Origin of the sequence: Mesorhizobium sp. 131-3-5, from assembly GCF_016756575.1 — a bacterium.
Classification (GTDB): Bacteria; Pseudomonadota; Alphaproteobacteria; order Rhizobiales; family Rhizobiaceae; genus Mesorhizobium; species Mesorhizobium jarvisii.
The window spans coordinates 451,816-475,479 of sequence record NZ_AP023254.1; the positions used below are offsets into that span (position 1 = coordinate 451,816).

The 23,664-nt window shown below is 64.0% G+C and carries 26 protein-coding genes; 14 read left to right on the forward strand and 12 right to left on the reverse strand.

Annotation, left to right across the window (positions count from 1 at the left end):
- Positions 1–3: 3 nt before the first annotated feature.
- The 5 genes from JG747_RS02045 to JG747_RS02065 form a co-directional block, all read right to left on the reverse strand.
- Complete coding sequence (locus JG747_RS02045; protein WP_027047649.1) at positions 4–1,329, reverse strand: bifunctional folylpolyglutamate synthase/dihydrofolate synthase; 1,326 nt, start codon at positions 1,327–1,329, stop codon at positions 4–6.
- Positions 1,330–1,507: 178 nt separating this feature from the next.
- Positions 1,508–2,434 (reverse strand): acetyl-CoA carboxylase, carboxyltransferase subunit beta, encoded by a 927-nt coding sequence (gene accD, locus JG747_RS02050; protein WP_010912925.1) that lies wholly within the window; start codon positions 2,432–2,434, stop codon positions 1,508–1,510.
- A 48-nt stretch (positions 2,435–2,482) separates the two neighbouring features.
- Complete coding sequence (trpA, locus tag JG747_RS02055) at positions 2,483–3,322, reverse strand: tryptophan synthase subunit alpha (RefSeq protein ID WP_019862669.1); 840 nt, start codon at positions 3,320–3,322, stop codon at positions 2,483–2,485.
- A 62-nt stretch (positions 3,323–3,384) separates the two neighbouring features.
- Positions 3,385–4,605: a tryptophan synthase subunit beta gene (gene trpB, locus JG747_RS02060; protein ID WP_202361057.1), complete on the reverse strand. Its 1,221-nt coding sequence runs from the start codon at positions 4,603–4,605 to the stop codon at positions 3,385–3,387.
- 87 nt (positions 4,606–4,692) lie between these two features.
- The gene (locus tag JG747_RS02065; protein ID WP_019862667.1) at positions 4,693–5,352 is read right to left on the reverse strand and encodes a phosphoribosylanthranilate isomerase; all 660 of its coding nucleotides are present in this window, start codon (positions 5,350–5,352) and stop codon (positions 4,693–4,695) included.
- 121 nt (positions 5,353–5,473) lie between these two features.
- Here JG747_RS02065 and JG747_RS02070 point away from each other — a divergent pair, with 121 nt between their 5' ends.
- Positions 5,474–5,692: a hypothetical protein gene (locus tag JG747_RS02070; protein WP_027047648.1), complete on the forward strand. Its 219-nt coding sequence runs from the start codon at positions 5,474–5,476 to the stop codon at positions 5,690–5,692.
- Here the strand turns inward: JG747_RS02070 and JG747_RS02075 are convergent, their stop codons facing one another.
- From JG747_RS02075 to JG747_RS02090, 4 genes are all read right to left on the reverse strand, one after another.
- Complete coding sequence (locus JG747_RS02075) at positions 5,693–6,451, reverse strand: M48 family metallopeptidase (protein ID WP_019862665.1); 759 nt, start codon at positions 6,449–6,451, stop codon at positions 5,693–5,695. It abuts the gene before it with no gap.
- A 98-nt stretch (positions 6,452–6,549) separates the two neighbouring features.
- On the reverse strand, positions 6,550–7,032 hold the full coding sequence (locus tag JG747_RS02080) for a DUF2852 domain-containing protein (protein ID WP_027047647.1): 483 nt from the start codon (positions 7,030–7,032) through the stop codon (positions 6,550–6,552).
- Positions 7,033–7,149: 117 nt separating this feature from the next.
- Complete coding sequence (locus JG747_RS02085; protein ID WP_081296163.1) at positions 7,150–8,292, reverse strand: benzoate/H(+) symporter BenE family transporter; 1,143 nt, start codon at positions 8,290–8,292, stop codon at positions 7,150–7,152.
- A gap of 2 nt (positions 8,293–8,294) precedes the next feature.
- A complete protein-coding gene (locus JG747_RS02090; protein ID WP_069090776.1) occupies positions 8,295–9,065 on the reverse strand; it encodes an alpha/beta hydrolase in 771 nt (256 codons plus the stop codon).
- A 221-nt stretch (positions 9,066–9,286) separates the two neighbouring features.
- Between JG747_RS02090 and infC the strand changes: the two genes are divergently transcribed.
- Entirely contained in the window at positions 9,287–9,823 is a 537-nt protein-coding gene (infC, locus tag JG747_RS02095; RefSeq protein WP_010912915.1) for a translation initiation factor IF-3, read from the forward strand.
- A gap of 26 nt (positions 9,824–9,849) precedes the next feature.
- On the opposite strand, the gene JG747_RS37495 is transcribed toward infC, so the two are convergent.
- Positions 9,850–9,975, reverse strand: a complete 126-nt coding sequence (locus JG747_RS37495; protein WP_274609686.1) for a hypothetical protein — start codon at positions 9,973–9,975, stop codon at positions 9,850–9,852.
- 68 nt (positions 9,976–10,043) lie between these two features.
- Here JG747_RS37495 and JG747_RS02100 point away from each other — a divergent pair, with 68 nt between their 5' ends.
- From JG747_RS02100 to JG747_RS02130, 7 genes are all read left to right on the forward strand, one after another.
- The gene (locus tag JG747_RS02100; protein ID WP_019862659.1) at positions 10,044–10,670 is read left to right on the forward strand and encodes a methyltransferase family protein; all 627 of its coding nucleotides are present in this window, start codon (positions 10,044–10,046) and stop codon (positions 10,668–10,670) included.
- 182 nt (positions 10,671–10,852) lie between these two features.
- On the forward strand, positions 10,853–11,056 hold the full coding sequence (gene rpmI / locus JG747_RS02105; RefSeq protein ID WP_006201248.1) for a 50S ribosomal protein L35: 204 nt from the start codon (positions 10,853–10,855) through the stop codon (positions 11,054–11,056).
- An 87-nt stretch (positions 11,057–11,143) separates the two neighbouring features.
- The gene (rplT, locus tag JG747_RS02110; protein WP_006201247.1) at positions 11,144–11,545 is read left to right on the forward strand and encodes a 50S ribosomal protein L20; all 402 of its coding nucleotides are present in this window, start codon (positions 11,144–11,146) and stop codon (positions 11,543–11,545) included.
- Between the two features lie 146 nt (positions 11,546–11,691).
- Positions 11,692–12,789 carry a phenylalanine--tRNA ligase subunit alpha gene (gene pheS, locus JG747_RS02115; protein WP_019862658.1) on the forward strand — a complete coding sequence of 366 codons (1,098 nt, stop codon included), beginning with the start codon at positions 11,692–11,694 and terminating at the stop codon, positions 12,787–12,789.
- Positions 12,786–13,208: a GFA family protein gene (locus tag JG747_RS02120; protein ID WP_069090775.1), complete on the forward strand. Its 423-nt coding sequence runs from the start codon at positions 12,786–12,788 to the stop codon at positions 13,206–13,208. The genes pheS and JG747_RS02120 overlap by 4 nt, the downstream gene beginning before the upstream one ends.
- A complete protein-coding gene (gene pheT, locus JG747_RS02125; RefSeq protein WP_069090774.1) occupies positions 13,205–15,613 on the forward strand; it encodes a phenylalanine--tRNA ligase subunit beta in 2,409 nt (802 codons plus the stop codon). The genes JG747_RS02120 and pheT overlap by 4 nt, the downstream gene beginning before the upstream one ends.
- 94 nt (positions 15,614–15,707) lie before the next feature.
- Positions 15,708–16,310 carry a nucleotidyltransferase family protein gene (locus tag JG747_RS02130; protein ID WP_038651482.1) on the forward strand — a complete coding sequence of 201 codons (603 nt, stop codon included), beginning with the start codon at positions 15,708–15,710 and terminating at the stop codon, positions 16,308–16,310.
- Between the two features lie 103 nt (positions 16,311–16,413).
- On the opposite strand, the gene JG747_RS02135 is transcribed toward JG747_RS02130, so the two are convergent.
- Positions 16,414–17,409, reverse strand: coding sequence for an aldo/keto reductase (locus JG747_RS02135; RefSeq protein ID WP_202361058.1), 996 nt, complete (start codon positions 17,407–17,409; stop codon positions 16,414–16,416).
- Between the two features lie 181 nt (positions 17,410–17,590).
- Here JG747_RS02135 and JG747_RS02140 point away from each other — a divergent pair, with 181 nt between their 5' ends.
- From JG747_RS02140 to JG747_RS02160, 5 genes are all read left to right on the forward strand, one after another.
- On the forward strand, positions 17,591–18,481 hold the full coding sequence (locus tag JG747_RS02140) for a LysR family transcriptional regulator (RefSeq protein ID WP_019862653.1): 891 nt from the start codon (positions 17,591–17,593) through the stop codon (positions 18,479–18,481).
- A gap of 71 nt (positions 18,482–18,552) precedes the next feature.
- A complete protein-coding gene (locus tag JG747_RS02145; protein ID WP_202361059.1) occupies positions 18,553–19,122 on the forward strand; it encodes a cytochrome b in 570 nt (189 codons plus the stop codon).
- Positions 19,123–19,191: 69 nt separating this feature from the next.
- Positions 19,192–19,767: a YceI family protein gene (locus JG747_RS02150; RefSeq protein ID WP_019862651.1), complete on the forward strand. Its 576-nt coding sequence runs from the start codon at positions 19,192–19,194 to the stop codon at positions 19,765–19,767.
- 81 nt (positions 19,768–19,848) lie between these two features.
- On the forward strand, positions 19,849–20,835 hold the full coding sequence (locus tag JG747_RS02155) for a Gfo/Idh/MocA family protein (RefSeq protein ID WP_038651473.1): 987 nt from the start codon (positions 19,849–19,851) through the stop codon (positions 20,833–20,835).
- A gap of 84 nt (positions 20,836–20,919) precedes the next feature.
- The gene (locus tag JG747_RS02160; protein WP_202361060.1) at positions 20,920–22,578 is read left to right on the forward strand and encodes an FAD-binding dehydrogenase; all 1,659 of its coding nucleotides are present in this window, start codon (positions 20,920–20,922) and stop codon (positions 22,576–22,578) included.
- Positions 22,579–22,617: 39 nt separating this feature from the next.
- On the opposite strand, the gene JG747_RS02165 is transcribed toward JG747_RS02160, so the two are convergent.
- The gene (locus tag JG747_RS02165) at positions 22,618–23,556 is read right to left on the reverse strand and encodes an alpha/beta hydrolase (RefSeq protein WP_202361061.1); all 939 of its coding nucleotides are present in this window, start codon (positions 23,554–23,556) and stop codon (positions 22,618–22,620) included.
- Positions 23,557–23,664: the final 108 nt, after the last annotated feature.

Here is a 23,664-nt window from a genome sequence, read left to right on the forward strand (position 1 = left end):
CTCTCAGGTTGGCGGCGTGCCATTCTCGGCGAGCACCGAGCCGGCCAGATAGAGTGATCCGCCGATCAGGATGCGCGGCGCCGGGCCGTCCCAGGTGTCGCGCAGCAGCATCAGCGCGTTGGCGACGGAACTCACCGGCTCGGCCGTCAGCCCGGCTTCCGTGGCCCGGATCGCCAGCTCATCGTTCGGCACGCCGGCATCGCTCAGGCTCACCGGCACGGTGTAGACATGCCGGACGAGGCCCTTGAAGGCGCGGAAATAGCCGCTCTGGTCCTTGGTGTTGATCATGCCCGAAATGAGGAACAGCGGCCGCGGGTTCTTCTCTTCCTGTTCGGCCAGCGCCTCGGCGACGACCACGCCGGCGCCCGGATTGTGGCCGCCGTCGAGCCAGATGTCGGTGCCCTTCGGCGCCAGCTCCGTCAGCCGGCCTTGCATCAGCTTCTGCATCCGGCCGGGCCAGACGACATGGGTCATCGCCTTCTCGGCGGCGCGGTGGCTGATCTCGAAGCCCGCCGCCTTGACCGCGGCGATCGCGGCGGCCGCATTGGCGAACTGGTGGCGCCCGGGCAGGCGCGGCGGCGGAAGGTCCATCAGGCCGTCCTCGTCCTGGTAGACCATGCGGCCGTTTTCCTCGAAGGCGAGGAAATCCTGGCCATAGACGAAGGTCGGGCACTCCAGCCGCTCGGCGGTCTCGATCAGCACCTGCAGCGCCGTCTCGCTTTCCTGCGCGCCGATCACCACCGGGCAGCCGCGCTTCATGATGCCGGCCTTTTCGGCAGCGATCAGTTCGACCCGGTCGCCGAGATAGGCTTCATGGTCCATCGACACCGGCATGATCACCGTCACGGCGGGCCGGGCGACAACATTGGTGGCGTCGAAGCGGCCACCGAGGCCGACCTCGATGATGGCGGCTTCGGCCGGATGTTCGGAAAACAGGATGAAGGTGACGGCGGTGAGGATCTCGAAGACGGTGATCTTCTGGCCGTCATTGGCCTTGGCGACGCGGGCAATGGCCTCGGCGAAGGTCTCATCGTCGACGAGTTTGCCGCCGCCTTCGGCGGCCAGCCGGTAGCGCTCGGCCCAGTTCACCAGATGCGGCGAAGTGTGGACATGGACAAGGTGGCCGGCGGCTTCAAGCAGCGCGCGAGAAAAGGCGGCGCAGGAACCCTTGCCGTTGGTGCCGGCGATGTGGATGACCGGCGGCAGCAGATCCTGCGGACTGCCAAGCCGCTCCAAGAGCCGCGTGATGCGGTCGAGCGAAAGGTCGAAGCCTTTCGGGTGAAGCGCCATCAGGGCTTCGATTTCGCGGTCGGCGGCAAGCGTTGTCATGACAAAATCCCGGCGCATGGCCCAAGCACCAGAATCAATCCCGGAATGGCCATGGCAATCAAAAGGCTACAGCGCGCCATGGACATGGCGCAATCGCTGTTCGCGGCGGCCAAAGCCGCGTTATGCATGTCGTTTCCCAAAACCGAGGTCACTTTTGGGCGACATGCACAGTGTCGTGTCAGGCCTGCGGCCTGGCTTCGGCGGCAACCACCGCGGGCGGCAGGATTTCCGGCTCCAGCGGCTTCTGCTCGCCTGGCATCTTGAGCAGCATCTTCAACAGCCGCGCTATCGTTTGGCGCATCTCCAGCCGCGACACCACCATGTCGACCATGCCGTGCTCCATCAGATATTCGGAGCGCTGGAAGCCGTCCGGCAGTTTCTCCCGGATGGTCTGTTCAATGACGCGCGGCCCGGCAAAGCCAATCAGCGCGCCCGGTTCGGCGATATGCACGTCGCCCAGCATGGCATAGGAGGCGGTGACGCCGCCGGTGGTCGGGTTGGTCAGCACGACGATATAGGGAAGGCCGGCTTCCTTCAGCCTGTCGACGCCGACCGTGGTGCGCGGCAATTGCATAAGGGACAAAATACCTTCCTGCATGCGGGCGCCGCCAGAAGCGGCGAACAGGATCAGCGGCCGCTTGCGCTGCAGCGCAACTTCGAAAGCGTGCACGATGGCGTCGCCCGCCGCCATGCCGAGCGAGCCGCCCATGAAGGCGAAATCCTGCACCGTCACCACCACCGGCAGGCCCTCGATGGTGCCCAGCGCGTTGACGATGGCGTCTTCCAGCCCGGTCTTGGCCTTGGCGTCCTTCAGCCGGTCGGTGTAGCGCTTCTCGTCGCGGAACTTCAGCGGATCCAGCACAACCTTGGGGTTTTCGAGCTGCTCGTACCTGCCGTCATCGAGGAAGTATTTCAGCCGCTCCTTGGCCGAGATCTTCATGTGGTGGCCGGAAGACGGGATGACGAACTGATTGGATTCCAGATCCTTGTGGAACACCATTTCGCCGGTCTCGGGATCCTTGATCCAGAGATTCTCGGGCATGTCGGTGCGCCGGCCGAGCATCGAATTGATCTTCGGGCGAACGTAATTGGTGATCCAGTTCATCGCTTCGGCTCCTGTCCTGACGAAGAGTTGGCTAACGACGTAGGAAAACTATTCGGCAGCAGCAAGGCGGGCCGAACGCACGCCTTGCGCCAGGCCGCTGACCAGCGTGGCGACAGCCTCGGCGGGGTCGGCGGTCTTTTCGCCCTTCGGCCCCAGCACATTGGCGACCGCATTGACGATCGCCGTGCCAACGACGACGCCATCGGCATTGGCGCCGATGACACGCGCCTGTTCGGCGGTCTTGACGCCGAAGCCGACGCAGACCGGCAGGTCTGTGTGGCCCTTGATGCGCGTGACGGCGGCGGCCACCTTGCCGGTGTCGGCCAGCGCCGAACCGGTGATGCCGGTCATCGAGACGTAGTAGACGAAGCCGGAGGTGTTCTGCAGCACTTTCGGCAGGCGCTTGTCGTCGGTGGTCGGCGTCGCCAGGCGGATGAAGTTGATGCCGGCCTTCAGCGCCGGAATGCAGAGTTCCTCGTCCATTTCCGGCGGCAGGTCGACGACGATCAGCCCGTCGATGCCGCTGGCCAGCGCGTCTTTCAGGAAGCGATCGACGCCATAGATGTAGATCGGGTTGTAGTAGCCCATCAGCACGATCGGCGTTTCATTGTCGCCGGCGCGGAACTCGGACGCCATCTTCAGCGTCTTGACCAGCGTCTGGCCGCCTTTCAGCGCCCGCAGGCCCGCCGCCTGGATCGCCGGACCGTCGGCCATCGGATCGGAAAACGGCATGCCGAGCTCGATGATGTCGGAGCCGGCGCCGGGCAGCGCCTTCATGATCGACAGCGAGGTGTCGTAGTCGGGGTCGCCGCCCATGAAATAGGTGACGAGTGCCGGGCGGCCTTCGGTCTTGAGCTTCGCCATGCGGCGGTCGATGCGGGTCGTCATGTGTGGCCCTTTGGACGAATTTTGCTCATAATCAACTCCCAAGTCGAAACTGTTCAAAGGGCCTAGATCTCCATGCCCAGCATGGAGGCCACCGTGTGCACGTCCTTGTCGCCACGGCCAGACAGGTTGACGATGACGATCTGGTCCTTGTCCATGGCAGGCACGATCTTCACCGCGTGCGCGATGGCGTGCGCCGATTCCAGCGCCGGGATGATGCCTTCGACGCGCGTCGTCAGCTTGAAGGCTTCCAGCGCCTCGTCGTCGAGGATCGGCACATATTCGACGCGGCCGGTATCGCGCAGCCAGGAATGTTCCGGGCCGACGCCGGGATAGTCGAGACCGGCCGAGATCGAATGGCCGTCCATGATCTGGCCGTCGGCGTTCTGCAGGAGATAGGTGCGGTTGCCATGCAGCACGCCGGGCGAACCGGCATTCATCGAGGCGCAATGCTCGATGCCGTCGAGACCACGTCCGCCTGCTTCGATGCCGATGATGCGCACATCCTTGTCGTCGAGGAAGGGATGGAACAGGCCGATGGCATTCGAGCCGCCGCCGACAGCGGCGATGATGGTGTCGGGCAGCCGGCCTTCCTGTTCGAGGATCTGCGCGCGCGCCTCAGTGCCGATTACCGACTGGAAGTCGCGCACCAGTTCCGGATAGGGATGCGGGCCGGCGGCGGTGCCGATCAGGTAATAGGTGTCGTCGACATTGGTGACCCAATCACGAAGGGCTTCGTTCATGGCATCCTTCAGCGTGCCGTGGCCGGCGGTGACCGGCCGCACTTCGGCGCCGAGCAGCTTCATGCGGAACACGTTCGGGCTCTGCCGGGCGACGTCGGTGGCGCCCATATAGACGACGCAGGGATAGCCGAAGCGGGCGGCGACGGTGGCGGACGCCACGCCATGCTGGCCGGCACCGGTCTCGGCGATGATGCGCTTCTTGCCCATGCGCTTGGCCAGCAGGATCTGGCCGAGGCAGTTGTTGATCTTGTGCGACCCGGTGTGGTTCAGGTCCTCGCGCTTGAAATAGACTTTTGCGCCGCCGAGATGCTTCGTAAGACCCTCGGCGAAATAGAGCTTCGACGGGCGCCCGGCATAGTGGGTCGAAAGATCGGTGAGCTCAGCCCTGAAATCCGGATCGTTCTTGACCTCGTTCCAGTGCCTCTCCAGGTCGAGGATCAGCGGCATCAGCGTTTCGGCGACGAAGCGGCCGCCGAAAATGCCGAACATGCCCTGCTCGTCGGGTCCGGTGCGGAAGGAATTGGGTGTCGCCGGCTGGTCCATCGCCGATCTCCTGGTCTCGATGTGGGAGCATGTCCTTGTCGGAAAACCGGTTACCACTTTTCCGGGGCATGCTCAGGTTTGAGCCGGTCAGGCGGCGCGGTTGTCGCGCGCTGCCCTGACGGCCCGGAAAAACTGTTCGATCAACGCCGGGTCCTTGACGCCCGGCGCGCTTTCGACGCCTGAGGAAATGTCTATTCCGGGCGGGTTCGCAAGCCGAAGGGCATCGCCGATGTTGGCGGCGTTGAGCCCACCGGAAAGCATGTAATCGACGCCGGCGTCAAGGCCGGCGAGGATGCGCCAGTCGAAGGCCACGCCATTGCCGCCCGGCAACTCGGAGCCCTTTGGCGGCTTGGCGTCGAACAGGAAGCGGTCGGCGACGCCGATGAATGGCTTGATCCGGTCGAGATCGGCCGCCTCGCTGAGTGGCAACGCCTTCATCACCGGCAAGCCATAGCGAGCTTTCAGTTCAGCCACCCGTTCGGGGTGTTCGGAGCCGTGCAACTGCAACATGTCGGGCTGCATGGCCGTGACGATTGCGTCCAGGAAGGCGTCGCTGGCGTCGACCGCGACAGCAACCGCCAAGGCCTTGCCGCGCGCGGCTTCGCGCAGGCGGCCGGCTTCAGCCGGCTCGACATAGCGAGGGCTTTTCGCGAAGAAAATAAAGCCGACATGGCTGGCACCGCCGGCGAGGGCCGCGGCCATTGCCTGGTCGGTCTTCAAGCCGCAGATTTTGATGTCGAGCGCCATGGCGCGGGAATTGGCATGAAATCGAGCCAGAGTCGAGAAAAAGCATACTGTTTGCCGGCAAGGCCAAAGGCGCTACCTATTGATGGACGGGATTATCAGCATGCCGGGCGGGAGAACGATCATGGCCGACAGAACGGTTGCCGAACTGAAGCAGAAGATCGCGCAGGCGCGCGAAGTCATCGCCCATCTGATGGACAAGGCCGCCTTCAACGGCGCCGAGGCGCATCGCGCGCTCGACTATTTCGGCAGCGATGAATTCGACCGGAATTTCCTACCGTGGCCGCATCATGGCGATGAGGGGCTGCGGCCGGAGGAACTCAACGCCGCGAATGACGACTGACTACTCGAACACGATCGCCTGCAGCGCACCGCCGTTGCGCTTCAGCCAGTCCTTGCAGCGGTCGGTGTCGGGGCAGAGTTTTTCGCACAATTTCCAGAATTTCGGGCCATGGTTCATCTCCTTGAGATGCGCGACCTCGTGCGCCACGAGGTAGTTTATCACAGGCTGCGGCGCCATCATGATGCGCCAGGAGAAGGAGAGATTGCCTTCCGAGGTGCAGGAGCCCCAGCGGCTGGAGGTGTCCTTGTAGCGGATCGCCTTGGCGCGCTTGCCGAGCGCCTCGGTGTGTTTGACCACCAGCTTCTCGATCTCCTTCTTGGCCTCGCGCTTCAGGAAGTCGGCGATGCGGCGCGGCAGGTGCACACGGTCGCCATGCACGATCAGCAGCGGGCCGCGCTCGTCACGCGATACCGTCACGGTGCCGCGCTTCGACGGTTCATGGACGATGCGGTGCGCCACGCCCCGGATCGGGATCTTGATGCCCGGCCGCACTTGCGGGCGCGTCGGCACCTTGGCCAGGCGCTGCTCCAGCCAATCCTGATGGCGGTCGAGGAACCTGTCCACCTCGCCACGCCGCAGGCCGGGCGGCACGGTGATGCGCAGGCCCTGGCCGCCGGAATCGATGCGCAGCGTCAGGCGCCGTGCCCGGGCGCTCTCGACGATCTTGAGCGGCAGCGTGCGACCGGCGACGCAATATTCCCGCTCCACGACTGGCGTGGCCTTGGGCTTCGTCAGATTGCGGAAGAATCCGATGGTCATGGCGGGACGATACGCGATTCGAGAAAAACGACTAGAACAAAAAAGAAACGGCGCCGCTCGCGCGACGCCGTCATCGTACCTTGGCTCGTCGCAAAGCCTCAGTCGTCAAGCAGGTTCGAGCCCTTGCCGCGCTTGGTCGGGGTCGTGCCGGTGCTCGGATCGGTCTTCGCCGGCGCGGTCGACTTGTTGCGCTTCGCCATGAAGCGATCGAACTCGTCCTGATCCTTGGCGCGACGCAGTTCGCGGGCATAGTCGTCGAACTCGGTCAGCATGTCGTCGAGCTTGCGGCGCTCCTCGGCGAGGCGCTCAAGCTCCTTTTCGCGCCAGTCGTCGAAAGCGACGTTGCCGGTGCGGGCGGAGCCATTGCCCCAGCGCGCGGCCTTGTCGGAACCGCGGCGGCAGCCGGCGAAGATGCCGTCCGTCGCACGGTTGACGTCACGCTTGAAGCCGTCGAGCCGGTCGCCCCAGATGATGTAGGCAAGCATGGCGAAGCCGAGCGGCCAGAACACCATGAAGCCGATCACCATCAACGCGATGGTTGCCGGCGTCCAGGCCGGGCGGATCAATGCAGATGTGTTCATTTTCTCCCATTCCTTCGGTTGGAGACAGCCAAGACCGGCTGCGTGGAATCGAAATGGGAAGGCAAAAACGGCGATTCAAGACAATGTCCGCCAAAACCGGACAAGGGTCTGAAATGATTATCGCTTTTTGAGCCTGTCGAGGAAAAGCACGACCAGCCCGGCGATCAGCCCCCAGAATGCCGCGCCAACACCGAACAGGGTCAGCCCCGAAGCGGTGACGACAAAGGTGACGGTGGCGGCCATGCGATCGCCTTCGTCCTTCAGCGCGATCGCCAGCGCGTTGGCCAGCGAGGCCATCAGCGCCAGGCCCGCCACCAGCACGATCAGGCTCTGCGGCAGGACGGCGAAGATCGCTACCAGCGAGGCGCCGAAAATCGCGAAGATGAGATAGGCGACCGCATAAAACGGGCCGGTCTTCCAGCGCTCGGCGGGGTCGGGATGTACGTCCGGCCCGGTGCAGATCGCCGCCGAAATCGCCGCCAGATTCGTCGTCGAGCCACCGAATGGCGCCGACAACAGGGAAAACAGGCCGGTGACGCCGATCAACGGGCCGGGCTCCGGGTGGTAGCCGGCGGCGCGCAGCACGGCCAGCCCCGACAGGTTCTGCGAGGCCATGGTGACGAGATAGAGCGGCAGCGCCAGGCCGATCATCGCCTTGGCGGTGAAATCAGGTGAAATCAGCGTCAGCGTCGACAGTTCGGGTGTCGGCAGGCCGCCGACACGGCCGGTGAGAAATGCGGCGAGACCGCCGCCGACCAGCACCGACAGCACCGACAGCGCCGGGTGGAACACGCGGATCAAGAAGAAGGCCGCGATCAGCGGCAGGATCAGCCAGGGGTCGACGGGAACGGTCTTGACCGCATTGAGGGCGAAGGTGACGACGATGCCGGCGAGCATGCCTGAAGCGACGGAGGGCGGTATCCTGGAGATCAATTGCGTCAACGGCCGGAACAGGCCGGTGGCGATCAACAGGATGGCGGTGGCGATGAAGGCGGCGACGGCCTCGCCGATCGAAAAGCCCGTCGACGCCGCCATCAGCGCCAGGCCTGGCGTCGACCATGCGGTAATGACAGGCATTTTCGTGCGCCAGGACAGCCACAGGCTCTCGATCGCCATGGCCAGGCAAATGGCCGTCACCCAACTCGCCGTCTGAATTTGCGTGGCGCCGACCGCGTGGGCGGCGGCAATGACGATGGCCAGCGTACCGCCAAAGCCGACGATTGCCGCGACGAAGGCCGAGATCGGAATGGAAAGGCGCATCGTCACTTGCCCCGCCCGGCCATGTCGCCGACCGCGCGCACCAGCATGTCGAGGTCCTGCGGCCGCGACAGGCGGTGATCGCCGTCGGGAATCAGCGACAGCGTGACATCATCGGCCGGCAGCAGGCTGACCAGCTTCAGAGCGTGGCTCGACGGTACGTCCGGATCGGCCAGCCCCTGCAGGATGTGCACCGGGCAATGCGTGTCGATCGGCCCAGTCATCACCCGGTTGGCGCGCCCGTCCTCGATCAAAGCGCGGGTATAGATGTAAGGCTCCGTGGAATAGTCCGACGGCTCGGCGAAGAATCCCTTCTCAGCGAGGGCGCGCTTCTGCGCTTTGGTCAGCACGGGCTCGACCAGCTCGGAGGTAAAATCCGGCGCCGGTGCCAGCAGCACCAGGCCGACGACGCTTGCGTCGCCCGCCTTACGCAATTCCTGCACCATGCGCAGCGCGATCCAGGCGCCCATCGACGAGCCGACCAGGATCTGATTGCCCCTGGCAAACTTCCGGAACACGGCAAGGCTCTGCGAAAGCCATGTCGAAATCGTGCCGTCGGCAAAGGCGCCGCCGGATTCGCCGTGGCCGGAATAGTCATGGCGCAGGAAGGCGCGACCCTCTTTCGCCGCCCAGTCCGACAGGGTCTGCGCCTTCGTGCCCAGCATGTCCGACTTGTAGCCGCCGAGCCAGACGATACCGGGCGTCGAACCCGCATTATGGCGCACCGCGATGCGCGATCCATCGACATCGAGAAAGCTCGGGGGCGTGACGGTCATGGCTTTTTCCTCAGGCCCCTCTTCTGGCTCGGGGTTCTTGTGGCACAGCCACGGGCGTGGCGAAAAGTGCTCGCGCCGTTTCTTTGTTTGGTGCAGGCGGTGATCAGGGTGATTTTCTATCAATGCTGTGCTATTGACTCCGCCCGCGCGCTCACCACATTGGCGCGTCCACGCATCAAGACTGACAAATCCTGAACGAAACGGCCAAGGAGACCACGACCATTCGCAGACCTTTCAAAGCAGCGGCGCCGACCAAGGATGGGCCGCGCTCCAACCGTGACATCCGGGTTCCCCGGGTCCAGCTTATCGACGCCGAAGGCCAGAACCGCGGCGATGTTTCCATCAACGACGCATTGCTGCTCGCCGAAGAGGCGGGGCTCGATCTCGTTGAGATATCGCCCAATGCGGTGCCGCCCGTCGTAAAGATCCTCGATCTCGGCAAGTTGAAATACGCCAACCAGAAGAAGGCGGCCGAGGCGCGCAAGAATCAGAAGGTCATCGAGATCAAGGAGATCAAGATGCGCCCGAACATCGACAGCCATGACTACGAGACCAAGATGAAGGCGGTTCGCCGCTTCTTCGAGGAGGGCGACAAGGTCAAGCTGACGCTGCGCTTCCGCGGCCGCGAGATGGCGCATATGGAGCTCGGCATGCAGCTTCTGAACAAGGTGCGCGAGGAAGTGGCGACCATCGCCAAGGTCGAGGCGGAGCCGAAGCTCGAAGGCCGCCAGATGATGATGGTTCTGGCGCCACGCTAAGGTGTGCTGAATATCAACACCTGAGATCACGATAAAGTCAGGCGTGACCAGCGCTCCAAATCCGCCTGAATTGTCTTGCAGAGCGTCCCGGCGATCGGCGGGACGCCTGTTTCTCGGCTAAAGCTGCGATCGCCGGCTTTGTATTTATGCATGTCGTCCTCCCAAAACCGGGGCCACTTTTGGGCGACATGCAATAGCTCCTCGACGATCGGATATCCCCTTGGACAACGAACTCAAATACGGGCTGGGCAATTACCAGCAGATGCGTCGGCTGGTGCTTGCCGTGCTCGTGGTGGTGCTGTTTCTGGCGCTGCTGTTCGGTCAATCGACCTTCCCGCCCGACACGCCGGTGCATGAAACAATCGAGATGTTCGGCGTGCTCCTGATTTTCCTCGGCATCGTCGGCCGCCTTTGGGCGACGCTCTATATAGGCGGGCGCAAATCCTCCGAGGTGGTGACGGGCGGGCCCTACTCGATCACCCGCAACCCGCTCTACGTGTTCTCGACGGTGGCCGCGGCCGGGGTCGGCGCACAAATCGGCTCGTTCTCGGGCATCATCCTGTTCGCACTGCTGTGCGCCGGCGCCTTCCACATCGTCATCCTGCGCGAGGAGAAATTCCTTAGGGAAGCGCTCGGTGCGCCCTATCAGGCCTATCTGGACAAGGTGCCGCGTTTCTTCCCGAAGCTTTCCCTCTACCAGGAGGGCGACACCGGCAGCTTCAAGCCACGCCTGCTGTTGACCACGCTGCTCGACGGCCTGGTGTTCCTGATCGCCCTGCCGGCCTTCGAACTGATCGACGGCGCGCAGCAGTCGGGCATGCTGCCTGTGTGGTTCACGCTGCCCTGAGCGGGGACACAGCGTCGCACGGCTTCAGGTGTTGCGCACAGGCCGTCTTTGACGTATAGGACCGCCGTTCAAGAAAACCGCCCGGCAGGGCATGCCGTGGCGGTTTCATTTGCTTTTCGGGCTTTGGTCGGCCCGGAGCGAACAAGAAGCGCGATAGTGCGCCAACAATACGGAGTAGCAAAATGCCCAAGATGAAGACCAAGTCGGCCGCCAAGAAGCGGTTCAAGATCACAGGTACGGGTAAAGTCCTGTCGGCTGCGGCCGGCAAGCGTCACGGCATGATCAAGCGTTCCAACAAGTTCATTCGAAATGCCCGCGGCACGATGGTTCTGGCTGAACCGGATGGCAAGAAGGTCATCAAGAATTTTCTGCCGAACGGCCTCTAAGGCATTCGGTCCGGACACGCAGTAGTTTTACGCAATTCCGAACGGAAAGCCGCAGGCACCTGGAATTGCTTTTAAGGAGATCATGACATGGCACGCGTAAAGAGAGGCGTCACCTCGCACGCCAAGCACAAGAAGGTCCTGAAAGCCGCCAAGGGCTTCTACGGCCGTCGCAAGAACACCATCCGCATCGCCAAGCAGGCGGTGGAAAAGTCGCTGCAGTACGCCTACCGCGACCGCAAGAACCGCAAGCGCTCGTTCCGCGCGCTGTGGATCCAGCGCATCAATGCCGCGACCCACGAGCATGGCCTGACCTATGGCCGCTTCATCGATGGCTTGAACAAGGCCGGAATCGAGATCGATCGCAAGATCCTGTCCGACATGGCCATCCATGAGCCGCAGGCTTTCGCCGCGCTCGTGGCCAAGGCCAAGGTCGCGCTCGAATATCTGAAGAACACCACGCCGAACGCTTTTGAAAGCGCTGTCGCCTAAGACCAGCGCTTCCCAAGCATTCGCAATTCTGATTTGGGGAACCCGCGCTGGCACGGCTGGCGCGGGTTCTTTTTTGACCCTGATGCAACCAAAATGGTGACGACGAACCAAAGTGGTGTCGGTCGCCCTATCGAGAGAGCTTCACTGTGAACGCCACCGCTGGAAATCTTGAAGCCCTGGAAGATTCACTGCTGGCCGATATCGCATCGGCCGCTGACGAGCCGGCCATCGAGGCCGTGCGCATCGCCGCCTTCGGCAAGAAGGGCACCGTGTCCGAGATGCTGAAAACGCTTGGCGCCATGACCGCCGAGGAGCGCCAGCTCAAGGGGCCCGTCATCAACGGCCTCAAGAACCGCGTCACCGAGGCGCTGACGGCCCGCAAGGCCGAATTGAAAGACGTGGCGATCGCAGCGCGTCTGGCCGCCGAGAAGGTCGACGTGACGCTGCCGGTGCGGCAGTCGCCGGCCGAGCGCGGCCGCATCCATCCGATCAGCCAGGTCATCGACGAGATCGCGGCGATCTTCGGCGATCTCGGCTTCGCCATCGCAGAAGGTCCAGACATCGAGACCGACTATTACAATTTCACCGCGCTGAACTTCCCTGAGGGACATCCGGCGCGCGAGATGCACGACACCTTCTTCTTCCAGCCGGACGAAAAGGGCGAGCGCAAGCTGTTGCGCACGCACACCTCGCCCGTGCAGATCCGCACCATGGAGAAGCAGAAGCCGCCGATCCGCATCGTCATTCCGGGCAAGACGTACCGGCAGGATTCCGACGCCACGCACTCGCCGATGTTCCATCAGGTCGAGGGACTGGTGATCGACAAGACGGCCAACGTCGCCAACATGAAGTGGGTGCTGGAAGAGTTCTGCAAGGCGTTCTTCGAGGTGCCCTCGGTCAAGATGCGCTTCCGGCCGTCCTTCTTCCCGTTCACCGAGCCAAGCCTCGAGGTCGACATCCAGTGCGACCGCTCGCGGCCCGGCGAAGTGCGTTTCGGCGAAGGCTCCGACTGGATGGAGATTCTCGGCTGCGGCATGGTGCATCCCAATGTGCTGCGCGCCGGCGGGCTCGATCCGGACGAATATCAGGGTTTTGCCTGGGGCATGGGCATCGATCGTATCGCCATGCTCAAATACGGCATGCCGGATCTGCGCGCCTTCTTCGACGCGGATGTCCGCTGGCTGTCGCATTACGGTTTCCGGCCGCTCGATATGCCGACGCTGTTCGGCGGCTTGAGCGCATGACAGCGCTCCACATCGGCGGCTGCCGCTGCGGCGCCGTGCGGTTCGAGGCTTCGGCCGAGCCGCATCACGTCAGCTATTGCCATTGCGGCGATTGCCGGCGGGCCAGCGGCGCGCCGGTCTCGGCCTTTGTCGGCTTTTTGGCCGGCAAGGTGGCGTTCACCGGCAAGGCGCTGAAGATGTACGAGAACGGCCCGGTGACGCGCTCGTTTTGCGGCGTCTGCGGCTCGCCCATCGCCTATGTCGACGAGCGGCTGGAAGACGACATCTACTTCATGCTCGGCGCCATGGACGCGCCGGCCGACCTCAAGCCGACGCTGCATGCCTATGTCAGCGAGCAGCTTCCTTTCCTGCATATGTCCGACGATCTGCCGAGACATCTGAAATCAAGCGTCAAAAGACCAGACGGAACAGCCCCATGAAATTCACCCTCTCCTGGCTCAAGGATCACCTCGAGACCGATGCCTCGCTCGACGAGATCGTCGAGCGGCTGACGTCGATCGGCCTCGAAGTTGAGCATGTCGACGACAAGTCGAGCCTGAAACCCTTCGTCATCGCCAAGGTGCTGACGGCGGTGCAGCACCCCGATGCCGACCGGCTGCGCGTGCTGACCGTAGACACCGGCGACGGCAAGCCCCCCGTCCAGGTTGTCTGCGGCGCGCCGAATGCTCGCGCCGGCCTGATCGGCGCTTTCGCAGCGCCCGGCACCTATGTGCCCGGCATCGACGTGACGCTGACAGTCGGAAAGATCCGGGGCGTCGAAAGCCACGGCATGATGTGTTCGGAGCGCGAGCTGGAACTGTCCGACGAGCACAATGGCATCATCGACCTGCCGGCCGACGCGCCGGTCGGCACCAGCTTTGCGTCCTACGCCCATCTCGACGATCCGGTCATCGAGATTAATCTGACGCCGAACCGGCCGGATGCCACCAGTGTCTACGGCATTGCCAGGGATCTGGCGGCAAGCGGGCTCGGCACACTGAAAAGTGGTGCAGTCGAAAAGATTGCCGGGAAGGGCGAGACGCCGGTCAAGGTGGTGATCGAAGCGCCGGAGCTTTGCCCGGGCTTCGCCTTACGGTTGGTGAAGGGCGTCAAGAACGGCCCGTCACCGAAATGGCTGCAGCAGAGGCTGATCGCCATTGGCCTCAGGCCAATCAGTGCACTGGTCGACATCACCAACTATGTCACCTTCGATCGCGGCCGGCCGCTGCATGTGTTCGACGCCATGAAGGTCGCCGGCAACCTTGTCGTGCGCCGCGCCAGGGACGGCGAGAAGGTGATGGCGCTCGACGGTCGCGAATACACGCTGACATCAGACATGTGCGCCATCGCGGACAACAACGGCGTCGAATCGATCGCCGGCGTGATGGGCGGCGAGCATTCCGGCTGCGACGAGTACACGACCGACGTGCTCATCGAATCCGCGCTTTGGGATCCGATCACCACCGCCCGCACCGGCCGCACGCTCGGCATCATCACCGATGCGCGCTACCGTTTCGAGCGCGGCGTCGACCCTGAATTCATGGTCCCCGGCGTCGAGCTGGCGACGAGGCTGGTGCTCGATCTCTGCGGCGGTGAGCCGGCCGAGACCGAGGTCGTCGGCTATGCCGGCCACAAGCCCAAGATCGTCTCCCTTCCGCTGTCGGAAGTGACGCGGCTGACCGGCATCGAGGTGCCCAAGGCGGAAAGCCTCGACATCCTGTCACGACTCGGCTTCAAGCCGCAGGGTTCGGGCGATGTCGTCGATGTGGCGGTGCCGTCCTGGCGTCCCGATGTCGATGGCAAGGCCGATCTGGTCGAGGAAGTGATGCGCATCCACGGCGTCGACAACATCGCCCCGCAGCCGCTCGGCGCTCATGACGCAGTCAATTCGAAGATCCTGACCACGCTGCAGATCCGCACCCGCACAGCCAAGCGCGCGCTTGCCGTGCGCGGCATGATGGAAGCCGTCACATGGTCGTTCATTCCGGCCAAGCATGCCGAGTTGTTCGGCGGCGGCCAGACGGCGCTGAAGCTTGCGAACCCGATCGCCGCCGACATGTCCGACATGCGGCCGTCGCTGCTGCCGGGGCTGATCGCCGCCGCGCAGCGCAATGCCGACAAGGGCATTGGCGACGTCGCGCTGTTCGAGGTCTCGGGCACCTATGAGGGCGACGGCGCCGACCAGCAGCGGCGCGTGGCCGCCGGCGTGCGCCGCGGCACGGCCAAACTCGACGGCTCCGGCCGCAGCTGGGCCGGCAATTCCGGTCCGGTCGGCGTGTTCGATGCCAAGGCCGATGCGATTGCGGCGCTCGAGGCCTGCGGCGCGCCCGTCGAACGGCTGCAGATCGAGGCGGGCGGTCCGGCCTGGTACCATCCCGGCCGGTCCGGCACGATCAAGCTCGGGCCGAAGACCGTGCTCGGCACGTTCGGCGAATTCCATCCCAAGACGATGGAAGGGCTCGATGTTTCCGGCCCACTCTGCGGCTTCGAAGTGTTCGTCGACGCCGTGCCGGAGCCGAAGGCCAAGCCGACGAAGACCAAGCCGAAGCTGGAGCTCTCGGCCTTCCAGGCGGTGAAGCGCGACTTCGCCTTCGTCGTCGACAAAGCGATCGAGGCCGGTACGCTGATGCGCGCCGCACTTGCCGCCGACAAGAAGCTGATCACAGCCGTCTCGGTCTTCGACATTTTCGAAGGCGCGTCGCTCGGCGCTGACAAGAAATCGATCGCCATCGAAGTGTCGATCCAGCCGGTCGAGAAGACGCTGACCGACGAGGATTTCGAGGCGCTGGCCAAGCGCATCGTCGAGAATGTCGGCAAACAGACGGGCGGCGTGCTGCGCGGCTGAAGCAATTTCGGGAAAAGTGCCTAGCGGTTTTCCTACAGGAATTGCGCCGGAACTACGCCTTGCAGGCAGATGGCGAATCGTCCTCCAAAGGGCGATGGACCATCTGCGCTATTCCGGGCTGCCGTTCGAAGCACAGCGAGGGGCGTTTCTCGAGATCGTGTCGGGGGACTCGCTCGTCCGTGAAGCACTGGTACGTGCCCGCACGCTTGAGCTGCCGGACTGGCTGGTCGTCTCCGGCGCACTTTACAACAGCGTCTGGAACCATTTGACGGGCAAGCCATCAGGTTACGGCATCAAGGATGTCGACCTGTTCTATTTCGACGACAGCGACCTGTCCTATGAGGCCGAGGACGATGTCATCCGCCAGGCAGCGCGGCATTTCGAAGAGCTGGCGCTGCCGGTCGAGGTGCGCAACCAGGCGCGGGTGCATCTTTGGTATCCGCAGAAATTCGGGCAGCCCTGCCCGCGCTATACGAGTTCCCGCGAACCCATCAGCCATTTCGCCTCGAAGACGCATGCGGTCGGGGTGCGGTTCGATGCCCACGGGCAGCTCGATCTGGTGGCGCCATTCGGGCTCGACGATGTCTTTTCGTTCCGCATCACGCCAAACCGAGTGATGGATAACCGGCGCACGCATGAGGCGAAGGGCAAGCGGGCGCGGGAGTGCTGGCCGGAGATTGAGGTGGTGCCGTGGTAGGACGCGGAGGCAGGACAGAGGGGGGCGCTGTCCCGCCGACGGCTCCCATTCTCAACGCTGCAAAAAGAGGCGCCGAAGCGCCCCTTCTTCCGCTGACCGCTGCTCACCCATTCACAAGCGCCAGCAACTCCTCCGTGTAGCGCTTGCCGACCACCTTGTCCGGCGACAGCGCATCGCCGATCGCCGCGACCTCGGCTGCACTCAGTTCGATCTCCGCCGCCGCAGTGTTCTGCTCCAGATGGCGGATTTTCCGTGCACCCGGGATCGGCACGATGAAATCGCCCTGGTGCAGCACCCAGGCGAGCGCCAGCTGCGCCGAGGTTACGCCCTTTTCCGCCGCCATTTTTTCCAGCGTGGCGATAACCTTGGCATTGGCTTCCATGGCCTCGGCCTGGAAGCGCGGCAAGGTCCGGCGCCAGTCGCCATCGTCTAGCGTTTCCGGCCTGGCGATGGTGCCGGTCAAAAGGCCACGGCCGAGCGGGCTGTAGGGAACGAAGCCGATGCCGAGTTCGCGGCAGACGGCGAACACCTCTTCTTCCGGGTCACGGGTCCACAGCGAATATTCGCTCTGTACGGCCGCGATGGGATGCACGGCATGCGCACGGCGGATGGTCGCCGCACTTGCCTCCGACAGGCCGAGCGCGCGCACCTTGCCCTCGCGCACCAGCTCGGCCATGGCACCGACCGTATCCTCGATCGGCACGTTGGGGTCGACACGGTGCTGGTAATAGAGGTCGATGACATCGGTACCCAACCGCTTCAGCGAGGCCTCGGCCACCGCCTTGACGTGCTCGGGGCGGCCGTCGACGCCGGCCATGCGGTCGAGGCCGGTGCCTTCCTCCAGAATCTTGAAGCCGAACTTGGTGGCGATAGTCACCTTGTCGCGAACCGACTTCAGTGCCTTGCCGAGCAGGATCTCGTTCTCGTAGGGGCCATAGACTTCCGCCGTGTCGAAGAAGTTGACGCCGATCTCGACGGCGCGGTGCAGCGTGGCGATCGCCTCGCCCTCCGGCTGACCGCCATAGGCAAAGCTCATGCCCATGCAGCCGAGGCCGACGAGATAAACGTTCAATTCAGTTCCCAGCTTGCGGGTTTGCATCACGCGTCTCCTTGTTGTGATGCTTAAAGCGCGTCGACAACGCGCTTTAAGTTTTGTTTTGTGCATGTCGTTGTCCCAAAACCGCTGCGCACTTTTGGGCGACATGCGTGAGGAGATAGCGCCTTGCTTTGTGTTCGATAATCGTCTCTCATTTGCACGGGCTGTTCCAAGAAATAGATCAATGAACCGAGCGCATCTCTCCCAACTGGCCGTGCTTGCGACCGTCGCCCAATGTGGCAGCTTTCGCGGCGCGGCCAGGGAATTGGCCATCGCACCGTCAGCGGTCAGCCATGCCGTGTCCAGTCTGGAGGCACGGCTCGGCGTGCGGCTCCTGGCGCGCAGCACCCGCAGCGTCGCGCCGACGGAAGAGGGTGCGCAATTGCTGGAGCGGTTACGTCCTGCCCTTTCCGAAATCGACCTGGCGCTGGAGACGGCACTCGAGGCGCGCGACCGGCCGGCCGGGAATCTGCGGCTCAGCGTGCCGCGCACGGCGGCGCATCTGGTGCTGACGCCACGGCTCGGCGCCTTTGCCGCGGCCTATCCCGATATCGTGCTGGAGATCCTCATCGAGGATCGTTTCACCGATGTGGTGGAAGGTGGTTTCGACGCCGGCGTGCGGCTCGGCGAGAGCCTGCAGCGCGACATGATCGCGGTGCGCATCGGGCCGGACATGCGCGGCGCGGTGGTCGGCGCGCCATCCTATTTCGCGGCCATGCCGAGGCCGCATCATCCGCGCGACCTTGCCGTTCATCGCTGCATCCGCTTCCGCTTCTCCAGCGGCATTCTCTACCGCTGGGAATTCGAAAAGGACGGCGAGGAGATGGAGATCGCCGCGCAGGGGCCGCTGATCCTCGACGAGGACCATCTGATCGCGCAAGCCGCGATCGACGGCGCCGGGCTCGCCTTCGTCTTTGAGCCTTATGTGCATGCCCCGCTCGCCGACGGAAGGCTGATCCGCGTGCTGGAGGACTGGTGCCCACCCTTCGACGGGTTCTTTGTCTATTACCCCAGCCGCCGGCAGATGCGCCCGGCGCTCAGGGCATTTGTGGATTTCTTCAAGGTGAGCGGTTAGCTTACCCTTCCACCTTGTAGGGAGGGTGAGGGGCGTTGGAAGAAAGTTCTGTCCAGCGTCGTTCACACACAATGCAGTCGATCACCAACACCGCGACCCGCTACGGCTGGGCGACGATCCTTCTTCACTGGCTGATCGGCATCATCTTCATCGGCCAGTTCGCCCTCGGCTTCATCATGGTGCGGCTGACCAGCCAGCGCACCGCTTTCGAGCTGATCCAGTTGCACAAATCGCTGGGCTTTCTGCTGCTTGGCCTCATTATCCTGCGCATCGCCTGGCGGCTTGGCAATGCGATGCCGCCTCTGCCGGCTTCGGTCGGCGCGCTCGAACGGCGTACGGCGCCGCTCGCGCATCTGGCGCTCTATGCCTTCCAGATCGCCTTGCCCTTGTCCGGCTGGGCGCTGGTTTCGGTTTCGACGCTGGAAATTCCGACCATGCCGTTCAACCTGTTCGTGATGCCCAACCTGCCGCTCGCCGAATCCGATGCCGCCGAAAGCTTCTGGGCGGCCGCGCACTGGTATCTCGCCTATGTCGGCATCGCGCTCGTCGCGCTGCATGTCGCAGCCGCCCTGCGCCATCACTTCCTGCTGCGCGACAGCGTGCTCACGCGTATGATCACACCTTCGTCAGGTGGGGAATAGAGCGGGCGGCACGCGCGTTTGTGAGGTGAGGACGCGAACAAGCGTTGCCTCCAGGAAAGGAACAATCCCATGCATGCGCGCATCCTTGGATTCGCGGCTTTTGCCGCATGCCTTGCCGTGCCCGCAGCCGCGGCGGTGGCATTGAGCGACGCCGCCGGCAGCTACACGATCAGCCCGGCAGGCTCCAGCATCCGTTTCACCATAGGCAAGGCCGGCGGCGGCGGCTTCGACGGCGCCTTCGCCCACTTCAAGGGCACGATCCGCATCGACAATGGCGATGTCGGGCGCTCGAAGGTCGACCTTACCATCTATCCGGAAAGCGTCGGCACCGGCCAGAGCCGCATCGATGCCTTCCTGCGCTCCGACGCGGTGTTCGATGCGGCCAACAGCCCGGAAATCCAGTTCCGCTCGACCAGCGTGACCCGCACCGGCGACACGTCCGCCCTTGTCACCGGCAGGCTGACGGCGCGCGGCAAGACGTTTGCGGAAAAATTCACCGCCGAGCTCAATGGGTTGAAGGGCGGCACGATCAAATTCCATGTCACCGGCAAGGTGCTGCGGTCGCGCTACGGCATGGATGTCGGCACGCCGCTCTATTCCAACGTCGTCGACTTCGACATGACGCTGACGGGGAAGCGGGGCTGAGCCAGGGGTCAGCCTCGGTCATTGGCTTTTCCGTCGATTTCGGGCAAACCTCGCCTGATGTAACCGACATGGAGAAGCGTGATGTTCCGATGGGGTGTGTTGTCGACGGCCAAGATCGGCCGCGAGCAGTTGTTGCCGGCAATCGTCGAGGCGGAGAATGGCGTGCTGTCGGCGATTGCCAGCCGCGACCTGTCGAAAGCCACGGCCCTGGCCGAGCGCTTCGGCGCGCGCCATGCGTTCGGATCGTACGAGGAACTGCTGGCCTCCAAGGATATTGACGGCGTCTATATCCCGCTGCCGACCTCGCAGCATGTCGAATGGACGGCCAAGGCCATCGAGGCGGGAAAACATGTGCTGGTCGAGAAGCCTCTGGCGCTGGACGCCAAGGACATCCCGCCGCTGATCAAGCTGCGCGATGCCAAGAAGGTGCTGGTCTGCGAAGCCTTCATGGTCATCTACCACCCGCAATGGATCAAGGTGCGCGACCTCATCGCCGGCGGCGCCATCGGCCGGCTGCGCCATGTGCAGGGCGCGTTCTCCTATTACAATGTCGACCCCAACAACATGCGCAACCAGCTCGACCTCGGCGGCGGCGCATTGCCCGACATCGGCGTCTACCCGACCGTGTCGACGCGGTTTTCGACCGGCAAGGAGCCTAGCCGGGTGCAGGCGACGATCGAGCGCGACAAGAAATTCGGCACCGACATCTACTCGTCGATCCGCGCCGATTTCGGCGATTTCGAACTGTCCTTCTATCTGTCGACGCAGATGGCGGCGCGCCAGGTGATGGTGTTCCACGGCGAGAAGGGCTTCATCGAGGTCTTTTCGCCCTTCAATGCCGGGCTCTACGACCACCATCGTGTCGAGTTGCACAACCAGAACCACACCGAAGCGCAAGTGTTCCGCTTTCCCGGCACGCAGCAGTACCGGCTGGAGGTCGAGACTTTCGCGCGTGCCGCACAGGGCGGCAAGGAGCGTGTCTTCACGCTGGAGGAATCCGTGCTCAACCAGAAGGTCATCGACGCTATCTTCCGCGCCGGCGGCAAGGACGGCTGGGAGGCCGTCTGACATTTACTTTGACGCAATTCTGGATGGAAAACCGCCTCACACTTTTCCTGGAATTGCGCTAGCCGGCTAATTCTGGGAGGAAAGATGGCTGACGATGCGGACGTGATCATTGTCGGCGCCGGCCTTGCCGGGCTGGTTGCCGCCGCCGAGCTTGCCGAGGCCGGCAAGAAGATCATCATCGTCGACCAGGAGCCGGAGCAGTCGCTGGGCGGCCAGGCGTTCTGGTCGTTCGGCGGGCTCTTCCTCGTCGATTCGCCCGAGCAGCGGCGCATGCGCATCCGCGATTCGCATGATCTGGCGCTCGAGGACTGGATGGGCACCGCCGCTTTCGACCGGCCGGAGGATTTCTGGCCGCGCAAATGGGCGGAAGCCTATGTCTGTTTCGCCGCCGGCGAGAAACGCTCCTGGCTGCTGCAGCGCGGCCTGAAATTCTTTCCCGTCGTCGGCTGGGCCGAGCGCGGCGGCGGCAATGCCATCGGCCACGGCAATTCAGTACCGCGCTTCCACATCACCTGGGGCACCGGCCCCGGTGTTCTCGAGCCCTTTGTCCAGCGCGTGCGCGAGGCGCAGAAGCGCGGATTGGTCAGCTTCAAGTTCCGCCACCGGGTCAACGAACTGACGCGCACTGGCGCTGTCGTGACCGGTGTGCGCGGCGACATCCTGGAACCCAGCACCGTCGAGCGCGGCCACAAGAGCTCGCGCGACATATCGGGCGATTTCGAGCTTCACGCGCAAGCGGTGGTCGTCGCCTCCGGCGGCATCGGCGCCAACCACCAGCTGGTGCGGGAAAACTGGCCGAAGCGGCTGGGAACGGCGCCCAAGCGCATGATCACCGGCGTGCCTGACCATGTCGACGGCCGCATGCTGGCGATCACCGAAGCGGCCGGCGGCATGATCATCAACCGCGACCGCATGTGGCACTATGTCGAGGGCATAAGAAACTGGGCGCCGATCTGGACCGACCATGCGATCCGCATCCTGCCCGGCCCGTCCTCGCTCTGGCTCGACGCGCGCGGCAAGCGCCTGCCGGTGCCGCTCTATCCCGGTTTCGACACGCTGGGCACGCTCAGCCACATCATGAGCACCGGCTTCGACTATTCCTGGTTTATCCTGACCAAAAAGATCATCCAGAAGGAGTTCGCGCTGTCGGGCTCCGAGCAAAATCCCGACCTCACCGGCAAGAGCTGGCGCCAGGTGCTCGGCCGCGCGACGTCGGGCATTCCGGGTCCGGTGAAAGCGTTCATGGAGAAGGGCGAGGATTTCATCGTCGAGGCCGACCTTTCGAAGCTGGTGACGCGCATGAACGCGCTGGCCGGCGGCGAGCCGCTGCTCGACGTCGCCCAGGTGGAACGCGAGATCCGAGCCCGCGATCGCCAACTCGACAATCCGTTCTCCAAGGACATGCAGATCACCGCGCTGCGCGGCGCCCGCGCCTATCTCGGCGACAAGCTCATCCGTACGGCCAAGCCGCACAAGATGCTCGATCCGGCAAACGGCCCGCTGATCGCGGTGCGTCTCAACATCCTGACCCGCAAGACGCTGGGCGGCCTGCAGACCGATCTCGACAGCCGCATGCTGGGCGCCGATGGCCAACCAGTACCCGGGCTCTATGCGGTGGGCGAAGCGGCCGGCTTCGGCGGCGGCGGCGTGCACGGCTATGCCGCACTGGAAGGCACGTTCCTTGGCGGCTGCATCTTCTCCGGCCGCAGCGCCGGCCGAGCGGCGGGACGCTCGGTGGCGTGAAACGACGTTACCATGGCCCGTGGTGAGACGGGAAACCGCTTACCAGAGCCAGGCGCCTCGTCCAAGGGCGGCGACCGCGTCGACGATCCGCGTGAAACTTTCGCGGGCGCGCCCGACCGTGTGCCGGGCCCTGAGATAGCCGTGCACCAGACCCGGTTCCTCGAACCAGGTGGCCCGCCCGCCTGCCGCGACGATGCGGTCACGATAGGCCTCGCCGTCCGAAGACAGCGGGTCGCACTCAGCGGTGACCAGCACTGTCGGCGGCAGCTTGGCGAAGTCGGTGTCGGCAAGCGGCGCCAGCGCGGCATCGCCGCTGCGATCCTGCCCGCCGGTGCGGATATGCTTGTAGAATTCGAGATCGCGCATGGTCAGCATCGGCGCTTCGGCATGTGTCACATACGAACCCTTCGAGCGGTCGCCGCCGAGGCCGGGATAGATCAGCAGCTGGCCCGCCGGCCGTTTCGCAGGGCCGCGCGTTGCGTGCGCAGTGGCGGCGCAGAGATTGCCGCCGGCGCTGTCGCCGCAAAGCAGGATGGGTCGGTCGTGGGTGGAGGCAGCCCATGCGAAAGCGCTCATGGCGTCCTCAAAGGCGGCCGGATGCAGATGCTCCGGCGCCAGCCGGTAATCGACGGAGACAATTTCGTAGCCAGTGCGGGCGCAGAGCTCGGCGCAGACGTCGTCATGGCTGTCCAGCCCGCCAAGGATGAAGCCGCCGCCATGGATGTAGAGCACTGTCGCCGCCGGTTGCGGGGCGCTTCGGTAGGTGCGGATCGGGATATTGTGCGTTGGTGTTGCAATGGCCGAGGTTTCGACCGTCACGCCCTGGGGATAGCCAGCAAAGAATTCCCGGCACATACGGTCATAGATCTCGCGCTGCTGCGCGATCGTGTAGTCGATCGTATCGGGCGGATAATAGGAATTGGTCCGCTCGATGAAGGCCCAGGTCTCTGCGTCGATGAGTTTTGTGTAATCGGTCATGCTGGACACGCCGACTGCAAAGGTCGAGCCCAGTCACCCCCCTCTGTCCTGCCGGACATCTCCCCCGCAAGGGGGGAGACTAGCAACTTTGATCGCGGCGCTTTTCTT